The organism is Rhizobium sp. WYJ-E13 (genome assembly GCF_018987265.1).
Taxonomy (GTDB): domain Bacteria; phylum Pseudomonadota; class Alphaproteobacteria; order Rhizobiales; family Rhizobiaceae; genus Rhizobium.
In genome coordinates, this window is record NZ_CP076853.1 from 620,061 (window position 1) to 641,428 (window position 21,368).

Genomic DNA, 21,368 nt, shown 5'->3' on the forward strand with positions numbered 1-21,368 from the left:
TAAAGGCCGGGGGCATCACTCCGGCTTTTTTCAGTGCGCCGCTTGTTGTGCTGGGCTGGGCAGCTGATCCGCATCGGTCAGCGTGCCCAAGAAGGCGACGATGTCGTCGATCTCCGATTCCGTCAGTGCCGGCGAGTCGCCGGGCTTGCGGCCGAAGGGCGGGTCGCGGTTGAGATTGTCCCAATAGGCCTGCGGAACATCGTCATATTTGCGGATCGTACCGTCGGCATCCCGAGGGTACCACCGACCGGGATCGCTGTCGCGCGTGGCGTAGAAGGAAACGACATCGCGTAGCGAATGGAAGTAGCCGTTGTGGAAGAAGCTCTTCTTCAGCGCCACATTGCGCAGCGTCGGCGTGCGGAACAGGCCGCAATAGTCCGGCCGATCCGTGAAGTCGGTACGCTGAGGGCCGCAGAGGCCGAGATCGTGATAATCAGGGTCGCTGTTGGCGGGGATCGCCATGTTGCGCGGCACCGCCAACCCCAGGAAGCCGAAGTCCGAAAACTGCGGCGGCTCGCCGTCATTGGCGGGCTCGCTCAGATGACAGCTCGAACAGTTTCCCTTGGCCGGATCCTCGAAAAGTTCACGCCCACGCAGTTCCTGCGCCGTCAGTGCTCCCTTGCCGGCAAGGAAGGCGTCATAGCGGCTGGAATAGGGATAGAAGTCCGCTCTGCTCTGCTCGAAGGTGCTGAGCGCCTCGACCACACCCCGGAAGGCATCCTTGGCATCGCCGAAAATCTCCTGGCCGAAAATCTCCCTGAAATCGTCGGCATAGGGCGCCTTGCTGAGTGAGGTGACGACTTGGGCTTCATCCCTGTTGCCCATTTCGAACGGTGAAAGCAGCGGGATCTTCGCCTGGTCATAGCCGTGGTCCACGCGCCCGTCCCAGGTCAGGCCGCCGGTCGGCCCGTTGTCGACGCTTTCGTCGCCTTCATCCTCGGAATCGTAGAAATGCTCGGTGAAGGAGGGGACCGCCTGCAGATAGCGCAAGGTCGGCACGGCGCGCAGGCCCGGCTGGTCCATATGCGGCCCGCCCATTTCGACCGGCGTCGCGGCGGCCGGGGCGAAAGCATGATGCGGATCGTGGCAGGAGGCGCAAGCCTGTACGCCGGAGGCCGAAAGCGAGGCATCGGAGAACATCTTGCGGCCGAGTTCCGTCAGGGCTTCGGCGCGGGCATAGGCCTCCGCCCGCGACATCGGACCGGGGTGTATGCCGCCGGTGATGGCCGCGCTGCTTTGCCGCAGGGGCGGAAGGCTGAAACCAAGCGCAGTCGCCGCCAAACCGAGCGCCAGACCGGATCGCAGCAGCCAGATAATCTTTGTCGTCATGCCAAGGATTCCAATGGGTTAACATCGTCCTCCCCATGATCGAACCTGACTGCAACAGATTGATGACGCGCGCCTGCCAGCCGTGGCGACGACCCGCCCGATGTCACAAAGTTGATAGACGGCAGGAATAGCGTCGCGCTTGCGCTTAGGCCTTTTCATTTCCGCCGGGCGCTCCTCTAGCCACGCCCCTTAGCCATGAGGTATACCGCCATGACCAGACTGAAGCTTCTCCGCAATCTTTCGCTGGCCGGCTCGGCCATGCTGCCGCTGGTATCAGCCACGGCCGCTCATGCTGCGCCCGCCGGCATGGACAAGATCCAGAATATCGTCGTCATCTACGCCGAAAACCGCAGTTTCGATAACCTCTATGGCAGCTTTCCGGGCGCCAATGGCCTCTCCAATGTCAGCGAAGGCCAGGCACGCCAGCTCGATCGCGATGGCGCGCCGCTTGCCGAACTGCCGCCGGCCTGGGGCGGCCTGACCGCCATGGGTGTGACGCCAGCCGTCACCGAGGCGCAGTCCGCACATCTCGCCAACGCCGCCTTCTCGATCGACGATCCCAAGGGTTTCGCGCAGTCGCCTTCCGTCATCACCCGCGACCTCTGGCACCGCTTCTATCAGGAGCAGATGCAGATCGACGGCGGCAAGAACGACAAGTTCGTCGCCTGGGCCGATTCCGGCAGCCTCGTCATGGGCCACTATGACGGCTCTATCCTGCCCATGTGGCAGGTCGCCAAGAAATACGTTCTCGCCGACAACTTCTTTCAGGGCGCCTTCGGCGGCTCCTTCCTCAACCACTTCGCACTGGTCTGCGCCTGCGCGCCCTATTATGCCGACGCTGACAAGAGCCCTGCCAAACCCACCATCGCCAAGGTTGATGCAGACGGCACTTCGCTGACCGTTGCCGAAAATGCACCAAAATCCGCCCTCGAAGGCGCTCCGAAATTCGTCTCCGACGGCAACCTCACGCCTGATTTCTACGCCGTCAACACCATGCAGCCACCCTACCAGCCGAGCGCCAATGCCCCGGCCAAGGATGGCGATACAGCCTATGCCGATCCTTCGCAGCCGAACACCCTGCCGCCGCAGCATGAAATCACCATCGGCGACCTGCTGTCGCTGAAGGGCGTCGCCTGGGCATGGTATAGCGGCGCCTGGCAGGCAGTCCTTGACGGCAAAAATGCCACGCCGGTGCCGAACTTCCAGTTCCACCATCAGCCCTTCAACTACTTCGCCAATTTCGCGCCGGGCACGTCCGCTCGTGCCGAGCACCTGAAAGACGGCGGCCTTGCCGGGGAAGCCTTCATCAAGGATATCGACGACGGCAAACTGCCGGCCGTCTCCTTCTACAAGCCGCAGGGCAATCTCAACGAACACGGCGGCTACGCCGATATTTCGAGTGGTGACCAGCATCTTGCCGATCTGATCTCGCATCTGGAGAGGAGCCCGCAATGGGACCACATGCTCGTGGTCGTCACCTATGACGAAAACGGCGGCTTCTGGGATCACGTCGCTCCGCCGAAGGCCGATCGCTGGGGACCGGGCAACCGCATCCCGGCCTTCATCATCTCGCCCTACGCCAAGGGCGGCATGGTCGATCACACGCAGTACGACACGACCTCGATCCTGCGCCTGATCACCGCCCGCTACGACCTGCCGGTGCTGCCGGGCCTGCTCGCCCGCGACAAGGCGCTGGCGCTGAACAACGAGCCGCCGATGGGCAATCTGACGGCCGCCCTCGACCTGACGCGCTGATGCCGCGGCAATGTCTTGTCTTCTCCCCGGATGCCGGGGAGAAGACTTCGTACTGTCAGGATGTTCATCCGTTGACTTCGCGCATGCCCATTTCGCCGTACCGATCTCCGACAGCGCGGGGCAGGGTCCTGGCGATTTCCTCGAGATCCTGTGCCGTCAGATCGATGGCGGCCGCTCCAAGGTTTTCGTCCAGCCGGCTGCGGCGGCGGGTGCCGGGGATCGGCACGATATCTTCGCCTTGGGCCATCACCCAGGCAAGAGCCAGCTGGGCTGGTGTCACGTTCCTGCGGCGCGCAATCTCTTCGACCACGGCGACCAGTTCGAGGTTCCGCTCGAAATTGTCATCGATGAACCGTGGCGAGGTCCGCCTGTAGTCGTCAGGCGCAAGATCGTTGATAGACCGGATGGCGCCCGACAGGAAACCGCGCCCGAGCGGCGAATAGGCGACGAGGCCAATCCGGAGTTCGCGCAGCGTCTGCAGCACGCCACCTTCAGGATCGCGGGACCAGAGCGAATATTCGCTTTGGACAGCCGTGACGGGATGCACCGCATGCGCCCGGCGGATCGTCTCAGGGCTGGCTTCCGACAGGCCGATATGCCTGACCTTGCCGGCTTCGACGAGCTCCTTCATCGCGCCGACGGTTTCCTCGATCGGCGTTTCGGGATCGACGCGGTGGAGATAATAGAGGTCGATGTGGTCGACGCCGAGGCGCCGCAAGGACCCTTCGCAGGAGGCCTTGGCATAGTCGGGCCGCCCGTTGACTGTCTGGGTGCCAGGTATTGCTTCTAATCCGCGTACGATGCCGAACTTGGTTGCAAGCACAACCTGCTCACGCCGGCCTCTGATCGCTTCCCCTACAAGCTCTTCGTTGGTATGCGGGCCGTAGACATCGGCGGTATCGAGCAAGGTTACGCCGCGATCGAGCGCATGATGGATCGTTGCGATCGCCTCGCCCCTGTCCGCTTCCGTTGCGCCATAAGCCCAGTTCATGCCCATGCAGCCGAGGCCGATCGATCCGACCTCAAGTCCGTGCCCGAGCCGGCGTCTCTGCAATGTTCCGTTTGTCATCTCTCATCCTTTCTTCCGCCTCTGCATAGGAGGCGATTTTGCCGTCGAGGACGCGAAGGCAGGCTTCGAGATCAGTCAAATGGACCCGGACACGCTCACGATGCTCTTCGAGCATCTCGCGACGCTCGCTGAAAGTGGCTTTCCCCTTGTCGGCAAGCTTTGCGTAAAGCAGCATGTCGCGGATCGGCATGCCCGTCGTCTTCAGACGGCCGACAAACTCGATCCAGGAAAGGATGGAAGCGTCATAGTCGCGTTGTCCGGATCGGTCGCGATCGGCATAGGGAAGCAAGCCGATACGCTCGTAATAACGCAGCGTATGAGCCGACAGACCGCACCGTCTCGCGAGGTCACTGATCTTCATGAGACACCTGTTCTCGTCACGACGCCAAGGAAGCTACGGCTTCGAGCGCACTCTAAGTCAAGAGGCTTTTGGCGGCTGATTTTGCAGTCGTCAGATTCCGGGTTTTGCAGGATCACGCCAGACGCTGCAGGTCGCGCCTCAGCCCATCCGCATCGCCATTTGGCAGTTTTGCTTCCAGCGCCGCATGCGTGCTCTCCCAGATAGGCAGCGCCTTTCGCAGCGCCGCCCGCCCATCATCCGTCAGGCAGAGCAGGCGGCCGCGCCGATCCCTCGGGTTCGGCACCACATCGACGAAACCCTTGCGCTGCAGCGGCTTCAGTGCCGCCGTCAGCGTCGTCTGGTCCATGGCGAGCAGGCTCGCGACAGGACCCATCGGCGGCGGTTCCGGCCGGTTCAGGGACATCAGCAGGGAGAACTGGCCGTTGGTAAGGCCGACGGGCCGCAGCGCGTCGTCGAACAGCCTTGCGAGCGCACGGGCGGCGCGCTGCACATGCAGGCACAGGCACGTGTCCCGCACCAGAAGCGTTGTCGAAAAAGGAATCGCGATCGGATTTGACATGATCTATTTCTATTGATATCAATGTATTTAGTCAAGAAGAGGAGACTATCTGCCGGAAAATGCCGGCGCGCCGGAGGAGGGCGTAGACGATGCTGAACAAGATGACTCAAAATCCCGTCGTTTCCCGCGAGGAATGGCTCGAAGCCCGCCGGGCTTTGCTCCTGAGAGAGAAAGAGGCGACCCATCTGAGAGACAAGGTGAATGCCGAGCGCATGGCTTTGCCCTGGGTGAAAGTCGACAAGGACTATATGTTCGACACGCCGCAGGGGCCGAAATCGCTCGCCGACCTTTTCGATGGCCGCAGCCAGTTGATGGTCTATCATTTCATGTTCGGCCCCGAATGGGAGGCCGGTTGCCCCGGCTGCTCATTCCTCGCCGATCATCTTGACGGCACGCTGCCCCACCTCAACCACCACGACGTGACCCTTGTTGCCGTCGCCCGTGCGCCGCTCGCCAAGATCGAGGCCTACAAGAAGCGCATGGGCTGGAATTTCCCCTGGGTTTCGTCCTTCGGCAGCGATTTCAACTTCGATTATCATGTATCTTTCACGCCTGAGGACCTTGCCAAAGACAAAGTCTTTTATAACTTCTCGCCCACAGCGCCCTCTGACGCCAATGACGAACTGCCTGGACTTTCGGCCTTCTACAAAAATGAGAAGGGGGAAGTGTTCCATACCTATTCGAGCTATGCTCGCGGTGCGGAAGAAATACTCGGCACGTTGATGATCCTGGATCATGCCCCCAAGGGCCGCAACGAAGATTCGACCATGGATTTCGTAAAACGCCACGATGAATATGAGGAAGCTCCCCAGGCTTCATCCTGCTGCCACTAACGCAGTTCCAGCAAAAGTATTGCGCGGTTTTGCGTTCGGAATTGCTTGAAACATCTAGCCAGCCATCCATCATCCGGAGGAGAAGGACGATGAAGACTGCAGAAGTGCTGAAGGAGCACGCCTTCCTGGAGAGAATGGTCGGTCACTGGGCCGTTGCCGCTTCGGACATGACCGGCGACAAGCCTTGGGAGGAGACCGTGCGCTCCCTGCAAGGCATCTGGTTCGTTGCCGAAGGCACGGGTGAAATGACCGACGGCAAGCAGGCGACGACGATCCTGACCCTCGGCTACGACTCGAGCAAAAGCAAATATGTAGGCAGCTGGATCGGCTCGATGATGGACTACATGTGGACCTATGAGGGCGAGGTCGAGCCCTCGGGTAATGTTCTGTCGCTCTACACCAGGGGGCCGGCCTTCGAAGGCGATGGCTTTGCCGACTATCGCGAGCAGATCACCTTCCTCGACGACAACGTCAGAACCTTCACGTCAAGCGTCAAGGAAGCTGACGGCACCTGGAAGCAGTTCATGGAAGTCAAATATACCCGCAAGCGCTGAAATCGCCGGGACATCTCAAGCGCAATTCCAGCAAAAGTGCGAGAGCGGTTTTGTGTCCGGAATTGCGTAAAATAACGAGACAGAACTCAAGCGTGGACCGAGGAGAACACGATGTCCAATACGCATGGCAAGTTCATATGGTGCGAACTGATGACGCCGGACCCCGATGCGGCGGCAAAATTCTACGGATCGGTCGTCGGCTGGACATCGAGCAAAATGCCGGCGGCGGACCAGCCGGAATATGTCATCTTCGAAGCAAACGGCGTCAGGGTCGCCGGCATGATGCCTTTTCCGGCAGAGCTGGAAGGGCAGGGCATTCCGCCGAACTGGACCGGTTATGTCGCCGTCGACGATGTCGATCAATCGGCGCGCGACTTCTCGGCAAATGGCGGCACCGTCCGCCGCCAGCCGGCCGATATTCCGGGCATCGGCCGCTTTGCCGTGGTAGCCGATCCTGACGGAGCGGTGCTCTGCATCATGACGCCGCTGCCGATGGAAAATCCGCCACCGGAACTGCCCTTCGACACGCCCGGCCATGTCGGCTGGCGCGAGCTCTACGCCAACGATGGCGCCAAGGCCTTCGACTTCTATTCCAAGCTCTTTGGCTGGACGAAGGACCAGGACTTCGACATGGGACCGATGGGCATCTACCACATCTTCGCCGAACACGGAAAACAGACCGGCGGCATGATGACCCGCCCGCCGGAAGTCGGCATGGCCTTCTGGTCCTATTATTTCACCGTGCCGGCGCTCGATGCTGCGATCGAGCGCGTCAATACCGGCGGCGGCAAGGTCGTCAACGGTCCCATGGAAGTTCCCGGCGGCTGGGTCTGTCAGGGGATGGATCCGCAGGGGGCCTATTTCTGCCTCTCGGCGGGCAAGCGGTAGATCGCAGAATAGCGCGTATGCATCTCACGCTTCTTCATTCCTGAAAAAGGCAGGAACGAAGAGTTTGAATTGCGTGCCGTGTGGCCCCTCATCTGCCTGCCGGCATCTGAAGGGGCCACACGACGCGACTGACGACGAGGTGTAGCCTTCAAACACCGCTATTCAGCCCGCCAACGCTCGCAAAGAACCCTTCCGGGCTCTCCACTTCCACCAGCTTTTTCCGCTCGATCAGCCAGAAGCGATTGCCGACCGCCCGCACGAAACTGCGGTCGTGCGAGACGAGCAGGCAGCTTGCCTCATGCGCCATCAGCTCCCTCTCCAGCGCCTCCTGCCCCTCGATATCGAGATGGTTGGTGGGCTCGTCGAGCAGGTAGAAGTTCGGCTGCGTCAGCCTGAGCACCAGCATGCCGAGCCGCGCCTTCTGCCCGCCGGATAGCAGCTTTACGGGCTTGCCCTGCATCTCGATCGTCATGCCGGCGCCGGCGAGCAGCGAGCGCGCCCGCTGATCGCCGACATCGAAGCGGCGGATGATCGTCTGCAGCGGTGTGTCGGCATCGCTGAGATCGGCAAGCAACTGGTCGCCATAGCCAAGCACCAGCGAGGGTGTGGCCTTGATGCCGGCGTGTGCCGTGTCCGGCCCGGCGATCGCCGCGCGTAGCATGGAGATCAGCCGTGACTTACCGGCGCCGTTGAGGCCGAGCAGCACGATGCGGTCGCCCTGGCAGATGAACTGCCGGCCCGTGCGGAAGAGCAGGGTGCCATCAGGCGTCGTGACCTCTGCATCTTCAAGCGTCATCAGAACCTTGGCATGCGTGCCCCGATTGGCGAGCCGGATTGCGCCGGCCGACCGTTCCAGATGGGCGGGCTTTGCCGTCTCCTCCAGCTTTTCGGCGCGTTGTTTCAGCTGTTTCGTCTTGACCACCAGCAGGTCGCTGCCGGAATTGATGCCGATATTGTTGAGCTTCGCCGCCTGCTTGCGAAGCTGCTCGACCGTCTTCATGTCCTTTTCGTAGCGTCGCGCATCTGAAGCATCCGCTTCGTCGAGGGCGGCACGCGCCCGGCTGTAGGGCAGGGCGAAGGCAGCCGATTGCTCCGGCCGCAGGAAGAGGGTCCGGTTGGTCGTCGCATCGAGAAAGGCGCGGTCGTGGCTGGAGATGATGACGGGCGTGTCGCGCGGCAGCATATTCAGCCAGGTCTCAAGCTGTGCGATCTTTTCGAGATCGAGATGGTTGGTCGGCTCGTCGAGCAGCAGCACATCGGGTTCATTCACCCATGTGCGGGCGATCAATGCCAGCCGCTGCCAGCCGCCGCTGAGCTGCCGAAGCTGCCGTTCGCGCAACTCCTCGGGCACTTCGAGCGATTCCAGCACGACATCCGCCCGCCAGCTTTCGCTTTCGGCCTGATCGGGCGCAAGGGCGTGCAAGACGGCATCGCGGAAAGTGGCGTCGAGAAGGGCTGACGGCACATTCTGCTCGACATGGCCGATGGTGAGCCCCCGCGCTTTGGTGATCTCGCCTTCGGTCGGCTCCAGTGTTCCCGTCATGATCCTGAGCAGGGTGGATTTGCCGCGCCCGTTCGCAGCCACGAGGCCAAGCCGGTCGCCGGCATTGACGACGAGGTTGAGCTTCGAGAACAGCGGCGCGGACAGCACGATGCCGAGATTGCGGATATTGATGAGGGTCATGATCTGATCCTGGTCTTGCCGAGCCATCACGCATATCCGGGGCTTCCAGCCATCGACGGAAAAGCGCGTTATGCTTGGCGGATTATGAAATGCTGCGGCTTGAACGGCGGGCATTCAGGTGCAGCAGGGCCACTAGGGGCAGACCAGGAAGAGATTCGCGAGAAACGGTCTCTGGTCAGCCCTGCAAACGCATCTGCAGGGCGTTGACTGGGCCACGCTGGCGATGATGCCGGAAATAGGTATTCACGCGCAGCCCTCCTTTTTTCTCGGTTGCAGCGGAGAAATACCATTGCTTGCGGCTGGAAACAAGGGATCACGATGGCAGCAAACACGCTCAGATGGTATGAAAGGCCTTCATCAGCCGGGATCGGGGACGTGGGATGATTTCCGTTTCAAGGGCAGGCAGCGCAGAAGATTTCGTGATCGCCGCCGGCTTCTGCCAGGCGCTCGGTGCCTTGGATGTGGAACTCGGGCGTGCCCACGGCGTCCCCGCTGAAATCGTCATGACGCTTTTCCACGGCGAAAATCACGAAAGCCTCGCCCGGAAATACGGCTCCGACGACGCCATGATGTTCATCGCCCGATGGGAGGGAGAGCCGGCAGGATGCATCGCACTCGCGCCATTCGAGACGGATGCCATGGAAATCCATAAATTCTTCGTGGACCCCGCTTTTCGCGGCCGGGGCGTCGGCAATGTGCTGATGCAAAGGGTGTTCGATGAAGCGAAGAAGAGCACGCGCACCATCATGCTCGTCAATACCGCAGCCTATTTGAAGAGCGCACTCTCCCTCTACGAAGCCTTCGGCTTCGATCATTGCCCGCCTTTTCACGCTGTGCCCGCTGAAATCAGCCATACCGAAGTCTTCATGTCACGGCCGCTTTGATGGCGACATAATTGCCGCAGGGGATGTTGGCGCATCATCAGGAAAGCGTGGCATGCTCGTCGCCCATTTGCCGGCAGGCCCACGTGACGCGCTCTTCGGCCTGCCGGGCTTCTTCAAGCTGAAGCCGGCGGACGGCGCACTTCCCGGTCTGCCACTGCGGTTGCGCAACAGCGTGTGATCGTATAAGCGGCCGACCATGAACTGAGGAAATTCCTGAGGGTGAATGTCATGGCCGGTGGTGACGACGAATATGTTTACGACGAGGCGACGGGCGAATGGCGCCCGGCCTCCGAGATGACCGCAGCCGCACAGGCCGCGTCCGAGGTTCGCGACGCCTCGGGAAACGTCTTGAAGGACGGTGATTCCGTCACGCTTATCAAGGACCTCAAGGTCAAGGGCGCCAACCAGACGCTGAAGCAGGGCACGGTCATTCGCTCGATCCGTCTGACGGACAATCCGGAGGAGATCGACTGCCGTCACGATACGATCAAAGGTCTCGTCCTGCGCACGGAATTCGTCCGTAAGCGCTGACGCGACTTAACGCGTCACTGAGATTTATCGATCTCCGGCGCTGAGTCGGTTGCATCGGGCAGGTGTTCTCCGCGAATACTCCAATAGAAGAGTTTCAGTTTGCGGCTTTGCGGCAGGCCGGGAAAGCTGTCGTCGTAGGCCTTATCCAGGATCGAAGGGTTGAACACGACCTTCTGATTAAGAATGGCAAAAAAACGTGCCACCAGAAGCTCTCGCTCCACGTTTTTTGACGCCGGGGATGTATTGTAGCTTCCGACCGCTTTGCCGAATATGGCGTAGCGGTCGTTGGTGTAGGTGATCGCACCATTGTCGAATTTGCACCCGGGTATTGCGCTGACATAGGTGCGGATGATCTCAAGATCGCCGACATAATAGCGGAAGGATTGATCACTGCAGAAGGCCTTTGCCGCATCCTCGTGGGTTTTGTAGGTTCTCACGAGAACCTTTCCGTCTTGGCACATATGTGACTTGTCCTGTCGTAGCTCGGCGATCAGGTTATTTTCGTACTCCGGCATCTCCCTTGCGTCGACGAGAGCCCGCAATCCACGAGTTTGCGCCGTCGTCCCGCCGACGAGCCCAATCAGCGCGGGCGAGGATTCGGATATTGGCTTGCCGTCCACCGGTTTCTGCGTCGCATCTGCCTTTCCACAGGGATCGCTCAGTGCAGGCTGACCTCTCAATGTCAGGTAGCCAATTCCCGTCAGGAATACCGGAGGGGAAACGATGGCATCGCGACGCCCATTGGTAATTGTCGCAGCGTCGCAGAGAATATCGAATTTCCTGCCGAGATTCAGAAAGCGAGATGCGGCAGGCTCCAGCTGTCCGTCGACCAGATTGTTTGAGACGGCGGCTTTTTCTCCAACCCAGGCACCTTCGTCGATGTCATAGACTTTGATATTCTCCATCTTGATAGGCGGGGAGATATCCGGATCAACCAGCATCTCAGCAAGGGCAGCATCGCAGAGACGGATCATATAACCGCCGTAACCCGCCCGGCTCAGCGGGCCGCGCGTCGCATCACTGTCAATCACGCCTGGTGGCAGCTTGTATGAAAAGGGTTGGGTCTTGCTGCGTACCCCGATCGCCAGCCGTTCGGTTTGTTCTGGCTTCTCCTGACCATACGCCGTTGACCGCAGTGGCGTGACGAGGCCTGCGGCGAGAAAGATCATGCAGAAGAGGAAAGTAAAGCGCGTGCTCGCCTTCATCTGGCCACCCTAACTTTGGTCTTTGGAAGTATCCCCTTCAGCTTTGTCTTCGCCGACTTCCAGAAGAAAGGCGAAAATTAGTAGAAAGGAAACCGGCAGGATGCTGAAGATCAGAGCATCGCGAAATGTCCATGAGAAATAGGCCTGCGACGGGCCTGGTGTGAAACCGTAGCTGAGGAACATAAGAGCCCATTGATAGAGCAGGTAGATTGCTCCTGCCACCGCTGCGATTATCATCGTGGAGCGTCCGGGCCGTTCACTGTGCTTGTCCATCAGGACCAGTGCTGCCATCGCCAAGATAATGCCCGAGATGGCCTGCAGGGCGAAAAAGCGGCCATTATCCTGAAAGAGTATGATTATCTGTGATTGCGTGAGTTCGAAATTGGCGTCCCACCACAGACGTACCAATTGAACGAGGGCAGTTAAAAAGACTGCAGCGAGCCCCGATAGAAGCGACATGGAGAGCAGCTTCAAGAACGGAAACTGGGTGAATTTCCAATTGCTTCTCCAGGATTGTTGCTCGATGCGGACCTCACGCCCCAAGATGACGAATAGGACACTGAAGACCGTCAGCAACAGCGTCTGCAATTGATCCCAGGTAACCGTTGCGAGGATGGTTCGGATCTGCGTACTGCGCCAGGCATACACGATAGGATCGCACTCAGTGCTGAATGCCTTCTGGCAGCTTGTCAGCACGTCAGCGTCGACGTTCTGAGTGTAGGCTGCAGGCTGGAAAATCGCCGGCGTGTCGATACCCTGCCAATAGTGCCATTTGTAGTACAGCGCGAAGGTGACCAGGAACGCGAGCACGAAAGCGGTCAGAATACTGAGACCGAATGAGTTCTGCTCATCCTTTTCTGCTGCCTCGATTTCCTCTTTAAGGCCGGCAATCGGATCTCCCTTGCGCGCTCGCTGACTGCGCGAGCTGAAGACGGCGTGGTCATTGCGGATGTAGAGCACCGCAAAGAAGGCCATGATGTTGGAACGGCACATGATCGTTTTGCCTGCGAGTTCGGCATATTTGACATGCAGCGTCGATGGATCCTCGTTGGACAGCTTCTCTATTGAATCCTGCAGATCGGCGATATCGTTCGCAATCTTTTCAGAAAGGCCCCTCAGTCGTTCCAGATTGTAGAGCGGGAAATAAAGCAGCCTGTTCTTGCTGTCCGTGGCGACCAGCAGGCAATCGATAGCCGTAAGCGAATCGACGATCTGCCCTCGCCACTCGGGCATTTTGTCTCCCGCATGCTCTTCGAAGCTGTCTACAAGCGGCTTTGGGTGTTCGGCCATAAGCACGGCATAGTCAGCATCCCGCAGGTGTTCGATGACGCGATAGATGCCTCTGGGCACGCCGGCGAGACGGTGGGCGAGCGACCGCATGGTCGTTTCTATGGGCTTCACCGCTCCAATGGAAAGCGACGAGATGATCAGGGCAGAAACGATTATCGGTTTGTTGTAGTTGCCTGACGACAGTTGCAAGACCTTATTGACGTCGGCTTCCGTTATGCTGCTGCCGCCATCGGTTGCGCCGATCTCACCGAGTGCGCTATTGGCTTGTGAAAGCAGCCCGTAGACCTCGGCTGAGCTCAGGACGACAGAATAGGCAATTAGGTAAAGCGCCGCATAGAAGGCAAAGCCCGCAACAATCTCGCCCGTCGTGCAAAGGTTGCGAACCTCTACATCCTTCAAAATTGGATGCAGCTCGAAAGGATGCCTGGCGTTGGGGGCGTTGAAGTTTCTGTAGGCCTCAATGACAAGTGTCATCGCGCCGGCTACTACGAAACCGACGTAAATAAGATCGCTCATGGCGTCTTATCGTTTGCCTAGATACACTTCTGAACCGCAGGATTACACGGACCCGCAGCATTTGTCTGTTCGGGACTGGTTATTCCGGCGACAACAATAAAGGCGACTGCAATAAGGTACTTCAGCATCGCAGTACTCCAAGCTGATCCCCGAAGTTAATTTAGCGGATACTTAAGTTATTTGCAACTTTTTGTTATCGGCATCAGTACTGCAACCTCAGCTATGTACTACCGCTTCAGGCTTCCCAATATGCCCCTTACCAGCGCCCTCCCGACCTGGGTCGCCACGGTGCGCGCAACGCTCTTCATCGCCGCTTCCACGACCGTTTCGCGCTGATAGCCGGAGCGGCCACGGGACTGGCCTCGAGTGGGTTGGTCGTCGTCGCCACCACCGAAGCCGGGGAGCGTCCAGCCGGACGTGGTGTTGCCCTCCTGCGGGGCCTCTTCCTGCGCCCGCTTGGCGGCCTCGGAATCGGCGGCCTTCCTGGCGCGTGCGGCCAGCATCTCAAAGGCGGATTCGCGGTCCACGTCCTCGTCATAGACGCCCAGCACGGGGCTGCGGTCCATGATCTGTTGACGCTCGGCATCGCTCACCGGTCCGACGCGGCCGGACGGCGGGCGGATCAGCGTGCGCTCGACGATCGAAGGCGCGCCCTTGGCTTCCAGCGTCGAGACCAGCGCCTCGCCGGTGCCGAGATTGGTGATGACGGTGGCGCAATCGAAAGCCGGGTTCGGACGGAAAGTATCGGCCGCCGTCTTCACCGCCTTCTGTTCGCGCGGCGAATAGGCGCGCAAAGCATGCTGCAGGCGGTTGCCGAGCTGGGCGAGCACCGTCTCCGGCACGTCGAGCGGGTTCTGCGTGACGAAATAGACGCCGACGCCCTTCGAACGGATGAGGCGTACCACCTGCTCCACGCGCTCGGTCAGCACCTTTGGTGCATCGTTGAAGAGCAGATGCGCTTCGTCGAAGAAGAAGACGAGCTTCGGCTTGTCGGGGTCGCCGACCTCAGGCAACTCTTCGAAGAGCTCGGAAAGCAGCCACAGCAGGAACGTGGCGTAGAGGCGCGGGTTCATCATCAGCTTGTCGGCGGCAAGCACGGAGATCTGCCCGTAACCGTTGTTCGACGTGCGCATGATATCGGAAATCTTCAGTGCCGGTTCGCCGAAGAAATGTTCCGCGCCCTGCTGTTCCAGCACCAGCAGCGCCCGCTGGATCGAGCCGACGGAAGCTTTGGAAATCAGGCCGAACTGGCTGGAAAGCTCTGACGCGTTCTCGCCCATATAGTTGAGCAGCGCCGTGAAATCCTTGAGGTCGAGCAGCGGCAGGCCGGCCTTGTCGGCGATCTTGAAGGCGATGTTGATGACGCCTTCCTGCGGCTCGGAGGCATCCATCAGGCGGGCGAGCAGCAGCGGCCCCATCTCGGCGACGGTCGTGCGTACCCGGTGCCCTTTCTCGCCGAAAAGATCCCAGAAGATGACCGGGAACTGGTCGAACTCATAGTCGGTAAAGCCGATCTGCTCGGCGCGTTTGGTGAGGAAATCCTTCGGCTCGCCCCTGGCGGCGATGCCCGATAGGTCGCCCTTGATATCGGCGGCGAAAACCGGCACGCCGGCTCTCGCGAAGCCCTCTGCCAGCACCTGTAGCGTCACCGTCTTGCCGGTGCCGGTCGCACCCGTCACGAGCCCGTGGCGGTTGCCGAACTTGAGGTCGAGATATTCGCCCTTGTTGATGCTGTCATCAGGATTGCGGCTCGCGCCGATGAAAATCTTGCCGTCCTCGAGCATGTAAGAATATCTCCCTCGGGCGATGCCGCCGCTTCATTCCAGAATATGCGATAATCGTCTTTCCGCACATTCATGCAAATATCGTTTGTCTGTTATAAGCAGGCGACACGAGACGGACAACTGTCTGCCTTAAAAGGGAAAGCAAGAGTGGAGACCTCACAAAGCGCCGCTTGAGTTGCCGCCTCGATTCGATTACGTTGACGTTAACGTCAACAACAGGAGGCAGACGATGAATGAGATTGTGACTGAAATCGCCAATCGCGTGGGCATTTCGCCTGAACTGGCCGAAAAGGCGCTCGGCATGATGCTCGGCTTCCTGCAGCGCGAAGCGGCCGACGGCCCGGTTGCCGAGATGATCGAGAAGATTCCCGGCGCCACCGAACTCGTCGCCCGGTTCAACGGCGAAGGTTCCAGCAATGGCGGCGGTCTGCTCGGCGGCCTCATGAGCGCACTCGGTGGCGGCGGCATCATGGGCCTCGGCCAGCAGCTGATGAGCGAAGGTCTCGGCATGAGCGAGATCACCTCGCTCGCCAAGGAGACCATCGCGATTGCCAAGGAACATGCCGGTGAGGAAGTGGTCGACCAGGTCGTCGCCTCCGTGCCCGGCCTCAGCCAGTTCGTCTGAGATCACGAATCTCTCGAAGGCTCCGCAATTTGCCTTCGGCGTGAAGAATCTGTTCCACCACTAAGCATTTCGCCCGCTCGACGGACAATAACGGCGGCAAGTTCGTGGGCCAGCCGCGCGCCTCCTTCGTCGACGCATCAATCGCCTTTTAAGGCATGATCAATCCATCCGGCGGTATCAGCCGCCGGATGGAAATCCGCACCGACGTTTCCTAGTACTACAGTTGCGTTTGATGCCTTGCTTTGTAGTGAGAAAGCATTGCGGATGCTTGATGCCTGCGTCGCCAGAGTGACCATGCCAAGATGAGGCGAACTCTAATCGGGGGCTGTAGCAGGAGGCGTTTGATCAGATAGCGGATCTCTGCGACGCTGGGCACGAAGGCCATGGTGTTGGTCAGGCGGCGATTGGCGGGTTTGGACTCGTTTCGTTCGGTTTGCCAGCAGCGGTGCGGCGTAGATCGGCGCCGAGTTTGGCGAGGAATGCAGCGGCTGCCATGACGAGCGTCATGTGCCGCTTCCAAGCATGCCAGGATCGCGCTTCGCAATGATCCAGGCCGAGATCGTCCTTCGCACGCTGGAAGCATTCTTCCACGGTCCAACGCAGCCCGGCAGCGCCCGCCAATTCGCTCAATTCGGTACCGGCGGGCGCAAAGACAAAGTAATAGGCGCGCGCATCGGGTTCGCGTCGGCTGCGCCGGATCAGAAGCCAGCGCTCCCATTGTGGATCCGGGCGAGAGCTGAGAGGAATACGGGCCCAATCATAAAGCCGAAGACCCTTGGCACCTTCGCCTGCTGCATGGCTCTGCCAAACCTCCGGTTTCAACTCATCAGCCATCGTTTCGGGATCGGTCTGCTCGATCCCTTGCTCACGCACAAAGCGCAGGCATTGATTGGAGCGCACTGCCAGAACATAAGGCTGGCCACGGCTTTCCAGCATCCGGCGCAGCTTGGAATCCGAACCATAAAGCGCATCCGCCAATACCCAGGCACAAGGCACGCCGGCATCCAGCGCATCGGCAATGAGCTTGGCTGCAATGGCCGGTTTGGTCGCGAAGGCTTGGGACTGGGGGACGTGAGCCGAAGCACGGCGGGCTTCATCCTCGGCCCACTCCTTCGGTAGATAAAGTTGCCGATCGATCAGGGTCTGACCGTAGCGGCTTGCATAGGCAAGGAAAACACCGATCTGACAGTTCTCGATCCGGCCGGCCGTGCCGGAATATTGTCGTGCGACACCGACTGAATGGGCGCCTTTCTTCAGGAAGCCGGTCTCATCGACCACAAGAACGCCGTCCGCGTCACCGAGAGACTCTATTGCATAAGCGCGAACCGTATCGCGCAATGCGTCAGCATCCCAATGGCTGCGCCCCAGCAGCGATTGCATCCGATAAGGGCGCTCCAGTCCTGCCTGTTCCGCCATCAGCCAGCCAGTCTTGCGCTCTACTCCCGACAACAACCCATCCAGAAAGGCACCGCACGATGCGCGCAATTCTCGGCGACCAAAGACCGAGCCCAACCGCACCTTCAAGGCATCGAGCTCACGATGCCACGCCAGAACCGACCCGGACCAACCCGCAACCGACATTGAACTTCCCTCCCGCCAAATGCGGGAAGTGAATCATGACTTCCGGTAAACCGCAACTGTAGTACTAGATTAGATCATGCCGGATTTTTTCACCGATGGCCGGATCGGCTGGAACGATGGATATCCAATTCTCGTTTCATATCGGCCAGATAAGAAGGAATATGGTCATGCGTAAGGTCGTTCGTAAGGTCGTTGCAGCAGCTTCGATCATTCTCCTCGGCTTCGCCGCTCCGGCCTTTGCCCAGGCCCTCGGTGATATGGACTATTCCGGCCGTTTCGGCGGCATGCCGCCCGGCACCGTGCCGGACGCCAACGCGAGTGGCGGCGGCATCTCCATTCCGCTCGACCCGGTCGAAACCGATAGTATCCGCGTCGTCGTTCCGCCCGATCGGACGGCTTGCCCAAAGCCGGGCACGCGTGCCTATCGCACCGCCGAGCGTGACCACACGCTGCCTGCCGCCTGCCGCTGACGGGATTACTATCGGATTAGCGAGCAGGAACGGCTATTTGCCGCTCCTGTGCAGAAGCACGCCCAGTTCATGCCATTGGCGGCCATCGCGCTCGATCAGCTCGTCGCCGCAGGCAGGTCCCATTGTACCCGGGACATAAGGATCCGGAATGCGGTCATCCTTTGCCCATTCGTCCAGGAAGGGCTGTACCGCTTCCCAGCCGGCCTCGATACCATCGGCGCGCTGGAAGAGTGTCTGGTCGCCGATGAAGAGATCATAGAGCAGCGATTCGTAACCGGTCGTCTTGCTGATGTCGAATTTGTCGGCATAGCGGAAATCCAGCGCCACCGGCACGGTATCGACGGATTGACCCGGTGATTTGATGGAAATTTCCATGCTCATGCCCTCATCGGGCTGCACCTGGATGACGAGTTTGTTCGGAGGCAGGCGGCGGTTGGCCCCTGTTTCGCGGAACTGCGCAAAGGGCACCGGCTGGAAGGTGATGACGATTTCCGTATCGCGCGCCGTCATCGCCTTGCCGGTACGCAGATAGAAGGGAACGCCCGCCCAGCGCCAGGTATCGGCATAGAGCTTCAGCGCCACATAGGTCTCGGTCTTACTGTCGGGCGAAACATCCTTCGTATCGCGATACGCGGGCAGGTCGGTGCCGTTGAGCGGGCCGGCGGTATAGGCACCGCGCACGCCATTCGCCCTGGCTTCCTCCGGCGTGTAAATGCGCAGAGCCTTCAGCACCTTGCTCTTCTCGTTGCGGATCGCTTCGGCGTCGAAACTGTTTGGCGGTTCCATGGCGATCATCGCCAGAAGCTGGAAGAGATGGTTGGGGATCATGTCGCGCAGCGCGCCCGTCGCATCGTAAAACTTCCCGCGCGTACCGACATCGACTGTCTCCGAGGCGGTGATCTGTACGTGGTCGATATAGCGATTGTTCCACAGCGACTCGATCATCATGTTGGCGAAACGCGCCGTCATCAGGTTCTGCACCGTTTCCTTGCCGAGGAAATGGTCCAGCCGGTAGACTTGGCTTTCCTTCACGCGGGCGAGGATACGCGCATTCAGCGCCTTGGCGGATTCGAGATCGGTGCCGAAGGGTTTTTCAATGGCCACGCGGCGGAAGCAGCCCCCGCTTTCATCCATCAGTCCGAGATCGGCAAGTTTTTCGACGATCGGCCCGAAGAAGCTTGGCGGCACGGCAAGATAGAAGGCTGCATTGCAGGTCGTGCCGAGGCGCTTGCCGATTTCGAGGAAGATATCATCCCTGGTGAAATCTCCCTGCAGATAGGAGATGCGCGACCGCAGGCTCTCCCAGGCTTCGTCCTTTATTGTTTCTTCCTCGCCGCGGATCTGGCTGAGAAAGTCATCCAACCGCTTGCGCAGGAACTCGTCGTCACCGGGCTCGATGCCGACGCCGAGGATATGCAGGTCGCTGCCGACGAGGTGGCTGCGCGTGAGATTGATGATGGCCGGAACCAGCAGTCGCCGTGTCAGATCGCCGGTGGCACCGAAGATGACGAGAGTGACGGGCGGTGTGGGGTGAGCGTCCATGCGTGTCATCTCCTGCTGGATTGTCCCGGCCGAATATAAAGCGCTTCCGCTTTACCGCAAGAGAACTGCAGCCCAATGATAACAGGCATTTGACAGGGCGGTACGGGTGCGGCGCTATGCCCTGAAAACAGCTCCGGGGCCAAAGCCCCGGAAACAAGCGCGATGAAATCCGTTTCGCAAGAGCAGGTTAGCTGTTCTTGGTCGACTTGTCCGTGCTGCTATCGGCTGCCGGCGTCTGGATATCGGACGTGCCCGTGCTCGTTTCCGATTTGACCGGCCAGGTGATGTAATAATTCTGCGTGCCGACCTGCCCGAAATAGACTTCGTTGCCGGTGCCCTTTTCGATGAAGCTGCCGTTTTCGCTTCTGACGAGGCGCCCGTGGGAATCGCGCTGCAGATGGTCGCGCAGGAATTCGTTCCAGTCGCTGGTCTCGATTGCGGTGCCCTTCTTCTGGTCGACATCCGCTTCCTCGGGATCGGTGACATCCCAGGCCTTGATCGAAACGCCCTGGGTCGGATCGGTGACTGTCAACTGGCCCTTCTTGAAGGCGGCAAGCATCGCGGCCTCCTGGCTGCCTTCGCCCTTGGCGTCTGCCGCGGCGGTCATGTTCTGGCGCAGCAGCGACATGAAGGAGGCGGTGGTGATATCGGTGCTCGCGGTGGTGTTGCCGGACGTATCAGTCGATCCAGCCTTGCCGGAGTTGATCTTGTCGAGCATGACCGACAGCGCCGAGCGGGACTGCGAGGGAAGGCTGGAATAGTCATGATCGGTCGAGCTGCTGGAACTGCTGTCGGAGGAGCCGCTCTTGATCACCTGCAGAGCTATCTGCGCCGTTTGCAGCCGAATATTGGAAACAGAAGAAACCATCTCAAAATCTCTTTGTCAGGCCCCCCGCACGTGGTGGCGCAAAGGCGTTTAATGGATAGCGATCGACGCTGGTAACGTCGCGAAAGCATGTCTGGATTGAGAAATCCCAGAGCGAACCGCTACGCTTCAAACTTTGCGTGTGGCTTGCGGAGACTGACAAAGCGCCGCCGGCGGCGATCGCGCGGACAGCTGCCGGCATCAAGGACGTCGGGATTTCCCGGTCAGCCCTTTACGGCCACCATGAAGAGCCGCGGGAACTTGAGCAGAACCTTACCATCGGCAGCCTTCGGATAGACCCGGTCGATACGTTCGAGATAGTCAGCCAGAAACGTCTCGCGGTGCTCTTCGCCGGCATGGTCGAGATAGGGCCGCAGGCCCGTTGCTTTGACCCATTCGACGATCGCCGCGGCATTGTCCATCGGGTGGTTGTAGATCGTGTGCCAGATGTCGACGCGGGAGGATTTGGCGATCAGCCGGCTGTAATAGGTGGATGGCGGCGGCAGCACGTTGCGCCGAACGCTCTTTTTTCAAACGCCGTCTTCCAAGGCCCGGCATGCGCCGTTTCCTCCATCACCAGATGGCTCGGTTCGCCGAGATTGTCAGGCATCTGCACGGCGAGCACGCCGCCCGGCGCCAGCCCGTCCATCAACCGGTCGAAAATGTCGAGATGGTTGGGCAGCCACTGGAAGACGGCATTGGCAAAGAGCAGGTCCGCCGGCTCGGTGGGCTGCCAGGTGGAAAGATCGGCCTCCACAAAGGCTGTGCCCGGCAGGCGCTTGCGGGCGGCTTCCAGCATGTTCAGGTCGCTGTCGAGACCCGACACGTTTTGCGCCCCATAGCGGTCGATGATCAGCCCGGTCGAATTGCCCGGCCCGCAGCCTAGATCGACCGCGTGGCGGAGTTCCGTCAGCGGTACCTGGGCCAGCAGGTCGCGAGCCGGGCGGGTGCGTTCATCCTCGAATTTCACATATTGGCTGGCTGACCATGCCATCGTCTTTCTCCTGATATCAGGCCACGTCCTCGACGCGGCGGATGCGAAC

General features: G+C 60.0%; 20 protein-coding genes and 1 pseudogene. 9 read left to right on the forward strand and 12 right to left on the reverse strand.

The features are described 5' to 3' along the window. Nucleotides 1-30: 30 nt before the first annotated feature. Nucleotides 31-1,329, reverse strand: coding sequence for a cytochrome-c peroxidase (locus tag KQ933_RS03045; RefSeq protein WP_216757330.1), 1,299 nt, complete (start codon nucleotides 1,327-1,329; stop codon nucleotides 31-33). A 210-nt stretch (nucleotides 1,330-1,539) separates the two neighbouring features. Between KQ933_RS03045 and KQ933_RS03050 the strand changes: the two genes are divergently transcribed. Beyond that, complete coding sequence (locus tag KQ933_RS03050; protein ID WP_216757331.1) at nucleotides 1,540-3,084, forward strand: acid phosphatase; 1,545 nt, start codon at nucleotides 1,540-1,542, stop codon at nucleotides 3,082-3,084. Nucleotides 3,085-3,148: 64 nt separating this feature from the next. Here the strand turns inward: KQ933_RS03050 and KQ933_RS03055 are convergent, their stop codons facing one another. From KQ933_RS03055 to KQ933_RS03065, 3 genes are all read right to left on the reverse strand, one after another. After that, a complete protein-coding gene (locus tag KQ933_RS03055; protein WP_216758816.1) occupies nucleotides 3,149-4,138 on the reverse strand; it encodes an aldo/keto reductase in 990 nt (329 codons plus the stop codon). Then, nucleotides 4,107-4,514: a MerR family transcriptional regulator gene (locus KQ933_RS03060; RefSeq protein WP_216757332.1), complete on the reverse strand. Its 408-nt coding sequence runs from the start codon at nucleotides 4,512-4,514 to the stop codon at nucleotides 4,107-4,109. Before KQ933_RS03060 ends, KQ933_RS03055 begins: the two co-directional genes overlap by 32 nt. 112 nt (nucleotides 4,515-4,626) lie before the next feature. After that, nucleotides 4,627-5,073: a MarR family winged helix-turn-helix transcriptional regulator gene (locus KQ933_RS03065; RefSeq protein WP_216757333.1), complete on the reverse strand. Its 447-nt coding sequence runs from the start codon at nucleotides 5,071-5,073 to the stop codon at nucleotides 4,627-4,629. Nucleotides 5,074-5,162: 89 nt separating this feature from the next. On the opposite strand from KQ933_RS03065, the gene KQ933_RS03070 reads away from it, so the two are divergent. From KQ933_RS03070 to KQ933_RS03080, 3 genes are all read left to right on the forward strand, one after another. Next, nucleotides 5,163-5,906, forward strand: coding sequence for a thioredoxin family protein (locus tag KQ933_RS03070; protein WP_216757334.1), 744 nt, complete (start codon nucleotides 5,163-5,165; stop codon nucleotides 5,904-5,906). Nucleotides 5,907-5,995: 89 nt separating this feature from the next. After that, nucleotides 5,996-6,460, forward strand: a complete 465-nt coding sequence (locus KQ933_RS03075; RefSeq protein WP_216757335.1) for a DUF1579 domain-containing protein — start codon at nucleotides 5,996-5,998, stop codon at nucleotides 6,458-6,460. Nucleotides 6,461-6,571: 111 nt separating this feature from the next. Next, the gene (locus KQ933_RS03080) at nucleotides 6,572-7,348 is read left to right on the forward strand and encodes a VOC family protein (protein WP_216757336.1); all 777 of its coding nucleotides are present in this window, start codon (nucleotides 6,572-6,574) and stop codon (nucleotides 7,346-7,348) included. A 148-nt stretch (nucleotides 7,349-7,496) separates the two neighbouring features. Here the strand turns inward: KQ933_RS03080 and KQ933_RS03085 are convergent, their stop codons facing one another. Then, nucleotides 7,497-9,032 carry an ABC-F family ATP-binding cassette domain-containing protein gene (locus KQ933_RS03085; protein WP_216757337.1) on the reverse strand — a complete coding sequence of 512 codons (1,536 nt, stop codon included), beginning with the start codon at nucleotides 9,030-9,032 and terminating at the stop codon, nucleotides 7,497-7,499. A gap of 380 nt (nucleotides 9,033-9,412) precedes the next feature. Between KQ933_RS03085 and KQ933_RS03090 the strand changes: the two genes are divergently transcribed. Genes KQ933_RS03090 through KQ933_RS03095 form a run of 3 tightly spaced genes read left to right on the forward strand, consistent with a single transcriptional unit; the run spans nucleotide 9,413 to nucleotide 10,447 of the window. Further along, entirely contained in the window at nucleotides 9,413-9,916 is a 504-nt protein-coding gene (locus KQ933_RS03090) for a GNAT family N-acetyltransferase (protein WP_216757338.1), read from the forward strand. A gap of 52 nt (nucleotides 9,917-9,968) precedes the next feature. Further along, nucleotides 9,969-10,094 carry a hypothetical protein gene (locus KQ933_RS33710; RefSeq protein ID WP_301925022.1) on the forward strand — a complete coding sequence of 42 codons (126 nt, stop codon included), beginning with the start codon at nucleotides 9,969-9,971 and terminating at the stop codon, nucleotides 10,092-10,094. A gap of 50 nt (nucleotides 10,095-10,144) precedes the next feature. Next, entirely contained in the window at nucleotides 10,145-10,447 is a 303-nt protein-coding gene (locus KQ933_RS03095; RefSeq protein ID WP_183822658.1) for an alkylphosphonate utilization protein, read from the forward strand. A gap of 14 nt (nucleotides 10,448-10,461) precedes the next feature. On the opposite strand, the gene KQ933_RS03100 is transcribed toward KQ933_RS03095, so the two are convergent. The 3 genes from KQ933_RS03100 to KQ933_RS03110 all read right to left on the reverse strand — a co-directional run bounded on the left by KQ933_RS03100 (nucleotide 10,462) and on the right by KQ933_RS03110 (nucleotide 15,242). Then, nucleotides 10,462-11,652, reverse strand: a complete 1,191-nt coding sequence (locus KQ933_RS03100; RefSeq protein WP_216757339.1) for a hypothetical protein — start codon at nucleotides 11,650-11,652, stop codon at nucleotides 10,462-10,464. Nucleotides 11,653-11,661: 9 nt separating this feature from the next. Further along, the gene (locus tag KQ933_RS03105; RefSeq protein ID WP_216757340.1) at nucleotides 11,662-13,458 is read right to left on the reverse strand and encodes a hypothetical protein; all 1,797 of its coding nucleotides are present in this window, start codon (nucleotides 13,456-13,458) and stop codon (nucleotides 11,662-11,664) included. A gap of 227 nt (nucleotides 13,459-13,685) precedes the next feature. Beyond that, the gene (locus tag KQ933_RS03110; RefSeq protein WP_216757341.1) at nucleotides 13,686-15,242 is read right to left on the reverse strand and encodes a helicase HerA-like C-terminal domain-containing protein; all 1,557 of its coding nucleotides are present in this window, start codon (nucleotides 15,240-15,242) and stop codon (nucleotides 13,686-13,688) included. 229 nt (nucleotides 15,243-15,471) lie between these two features. Between KQ933_RS03110 and KQ933_RS03115 the strand changes: the two genes are divergently transcribed. Beyond that, nucleotides 15,472-15,867 carry a hypothetical protein gene (locus KQ933_RS03115; protein WP_216757342.1) on the forward strand — a complete coding sequence of 132 codons (396 nt, stop codon included), beginning with the start codon at nucleotides 15,472-15,474 and terminating at the stop codon, nucleotides 15,865-15,867. A gap of 393 nt (nucleotides 15,868-16,260) precedes the next feature. Here KQ933_RS03115 and KQ933_RS03120 read toward each other — a convergent pair whose 3' ends face one another. Next, nucleotides 16,261-17,448, reverse strand: a complete 1,188-nt coding sequence (locus tag KQ933_RS03120; RefSeq protein ID WP_216755009.1) for an IS701 family transposase — start codon at nucleotides 17,446-17,448, stop codon at nucleotides 16,261-16,263. A gap of 167 nt (nucleotides 17,449-17,615) precedes the next feature. Here KQ933_RS03120 and KQ933_RS03125 point away from each other — a divergent pair, with 167 nt between their 5' ends. Further along, nucleotides 17,616-17,918 (forward strand): hypothetical protein, encoded by a 303-nt coding sequence (locus tag KQ933_RS03125; protein WP_253958265.1) that lies wholly within the window; start codon nucleotides 17,616-17,618, stop codon nucleotides 17,916-17,918. Between the two features lie 33 nt (nucleotides 17,919-17,951). Here the strand turns inward: KQ933_RS03125 and zwf are convergent, their stop codons facing one another. The 3 genes and pseudogenes from zwf to tam all read right to left on the reverse strand — a co-directional run bounded on the left by zwf (nucleotide 17,952) and on the right by tam (nucleotide 21,319). Beyond that, nucleotides 17,952-19,460, reverse strand: a complete 1,509-nt coding sequence (gene zwf, locus KQ933_RS03130; protein ID WP_216757344.1) for a glucose-6-phosphate dehydrogenase — start codon at nucleotides 19,458-19,460, stop codon at nucleotides 17,952-17,954. Nucleotides 19,461-19,647: 187 nt separating this feature from the next. Next, the gene (locus tag KQ933_RS03135) at nucleotides 19,648-20,328 is read right to left on the reverse strand and encodes a hypothetical protein (RefSeq protein WP_216757345.1); all 681 of its coding nucleotides are present in this window, start codon (nucleotides 20,326-20,328) and stop codon (nucleotides 19,648-19,650) included. Between the two features lie 221 nt (nucleotides 20,329-20,549). Further along, nucleotides 20,550-21,319, reverse strand: a pseudogene (gene tam, locus KQ933_RS03140) (trans-aconitate 2-methyltransferase). Between the last annotated feature and the right edge of the window lie 49 nt (nucleotides 21,320-21,368).

What these genes read in the sequence shown, in the direction of transcription:
- KQ933_RS03045 (WP_216757330.1), bottom strand. Translation starts at nt 1,329, where the DNA reads ATGACGACAAAGATTATCTGGCTGCTGCGATCCGGTCTGGCGCTCGGT.
- KQ933_RS03050 (WP_216757331.1), top strand. Translation starts at nt 1,540, where the DNA reads ATGACCAGACTGAAGCTTCTCCGCAATCTTTCGCTGGCCGGCTCGGCC.
- KQ933_RS03060 (WP_216757332.1), bottom strand. Translation starts at nt 4,514, where the DNA reads ATGAAGATCAGTGACCTCGCGAGACGGTGCGGTCTGTCGGCTCATACG.
- KQ933_RS03065 (WP_216757333.1), bottom strand. Translation starts at nt 5,073, where the DNA reads ATGTCAAATCCGATCGCGATTCCTTTTTCGACAACGCTTCTGGTGCGG.
- KQ933_RS03070 (WP_216757334.1), top strand. Translation starts at nt 5,163, where the DNA reads ATGCTGAACAAGATGACTCAAAATCCCGTCGTTTCCCGCGAGGAATGG.
- KQ933_RS03075 (WP_216757335.1), top strand. Translation starts at nt 5,996, where the DNA reads ATGAAGACTGCAGAAGTGCTGAAGGAGCACGCCTTCCTGGAGAGAATG.
- KQ933_RS03080 (WP_216757336.1), top strand. Translation starts at nt 6,572, where the DNA reads ATGTCCAATACGCATGGCAAGTTCATATGGTGCGAACTGATGACGCCG.
- KQ933_RS03085 (WP_216757337.1), bottom strand. Translation starts at nt 9,032, where the DNA reads ATGACCCTCATCAATATCCGCAATCTCGGCATCGTGCTGTCCGCGCCG.
- KQ933_RS03090 (WP_216757338.1), top strand. Translation starts at nt 9,413, where the DNA reads ATGATTTCCGTTTCAAGGGCAGGCAGCGCAGAAGATTTCGTGATCGCC.
- KQ933_RS33710 (WP_301925022.1), top strand. Translation starts at nt 9,969, where the DNA reads ATGCTCGTCGCCCATTTGCCGGCAGGCCCACGTGACGCGCTCTTCGGC.
- KQ933_RS03095 (WP_183822658.1), top strand. Translation starts at nt 10,145, where the DNA reads ATGGCCGGTGGTGACGACGAATATGTTTACGACGAGGCGACGGGCGAA.
- KQ933_RS03100 (WP_216757339.1), bottom strand. Translation starts at nt 11,652, where the DNA reads ATGAAGGCGAGCACGCGCTTTACTTTCCTCTTCTGCATGATCTTTCTC.
- KQ933_RS03105 (WP_216757340.1), bottom strand. Translation starts at nt 13,458, where the DNA reads ATGAGCGATCTTATTTACGTCGGTTTCGTAGTAGCCGGCGCGATGACA.
- KQ933_RS03110 (WP_216757341.1), bottom strand. Translation starts at nt 15,242, where the DNA reads ATGCTCGAGGACGGCAAGATTTTCATCGGCGCGAGCCGCAATCCTGAT.
- KQ933_RS03115 (WP_216757342.1), top strand. Translation starts at nt 15,472, where the DNA reads ATGAATGAGATTGTGACTGAAATCGCCAATCGCGTGGGCATTTCGCCT.
- KQ933_RS03120 (WP_216755009.1), bottom strand. Translation starts at nt 17,448, where the DNA reads ATGTCGGTTGCGGGTTGGTCCGGGTCGGTTCTGGCGTGGCATCGTGAG.
- KQ933_RS03125 (WP_253958265.1), top strand. Translation starts at nt 17,616, where the DNA reads ATGCGTAAGGTCGTTCGTAAGGTCGTTGCAGCAGCTTCGATCATTCTC.
- zwf (WP_216757344.1), bottom strand. Translation starts at nt 19,460, where the DNA reads ATGGACGCTCACCCCACACCGCCCGTCACTCTCGTCATCTTCGGTGCC.
- KQ933_RS03135 (WP_216757345.1), bottom strand. Translation starts at nt 20,328, where the DNA reads ATGGTTTCTTCTGTTTCCAATATTCGGCTGCAAACGGCGCAGATAGCT.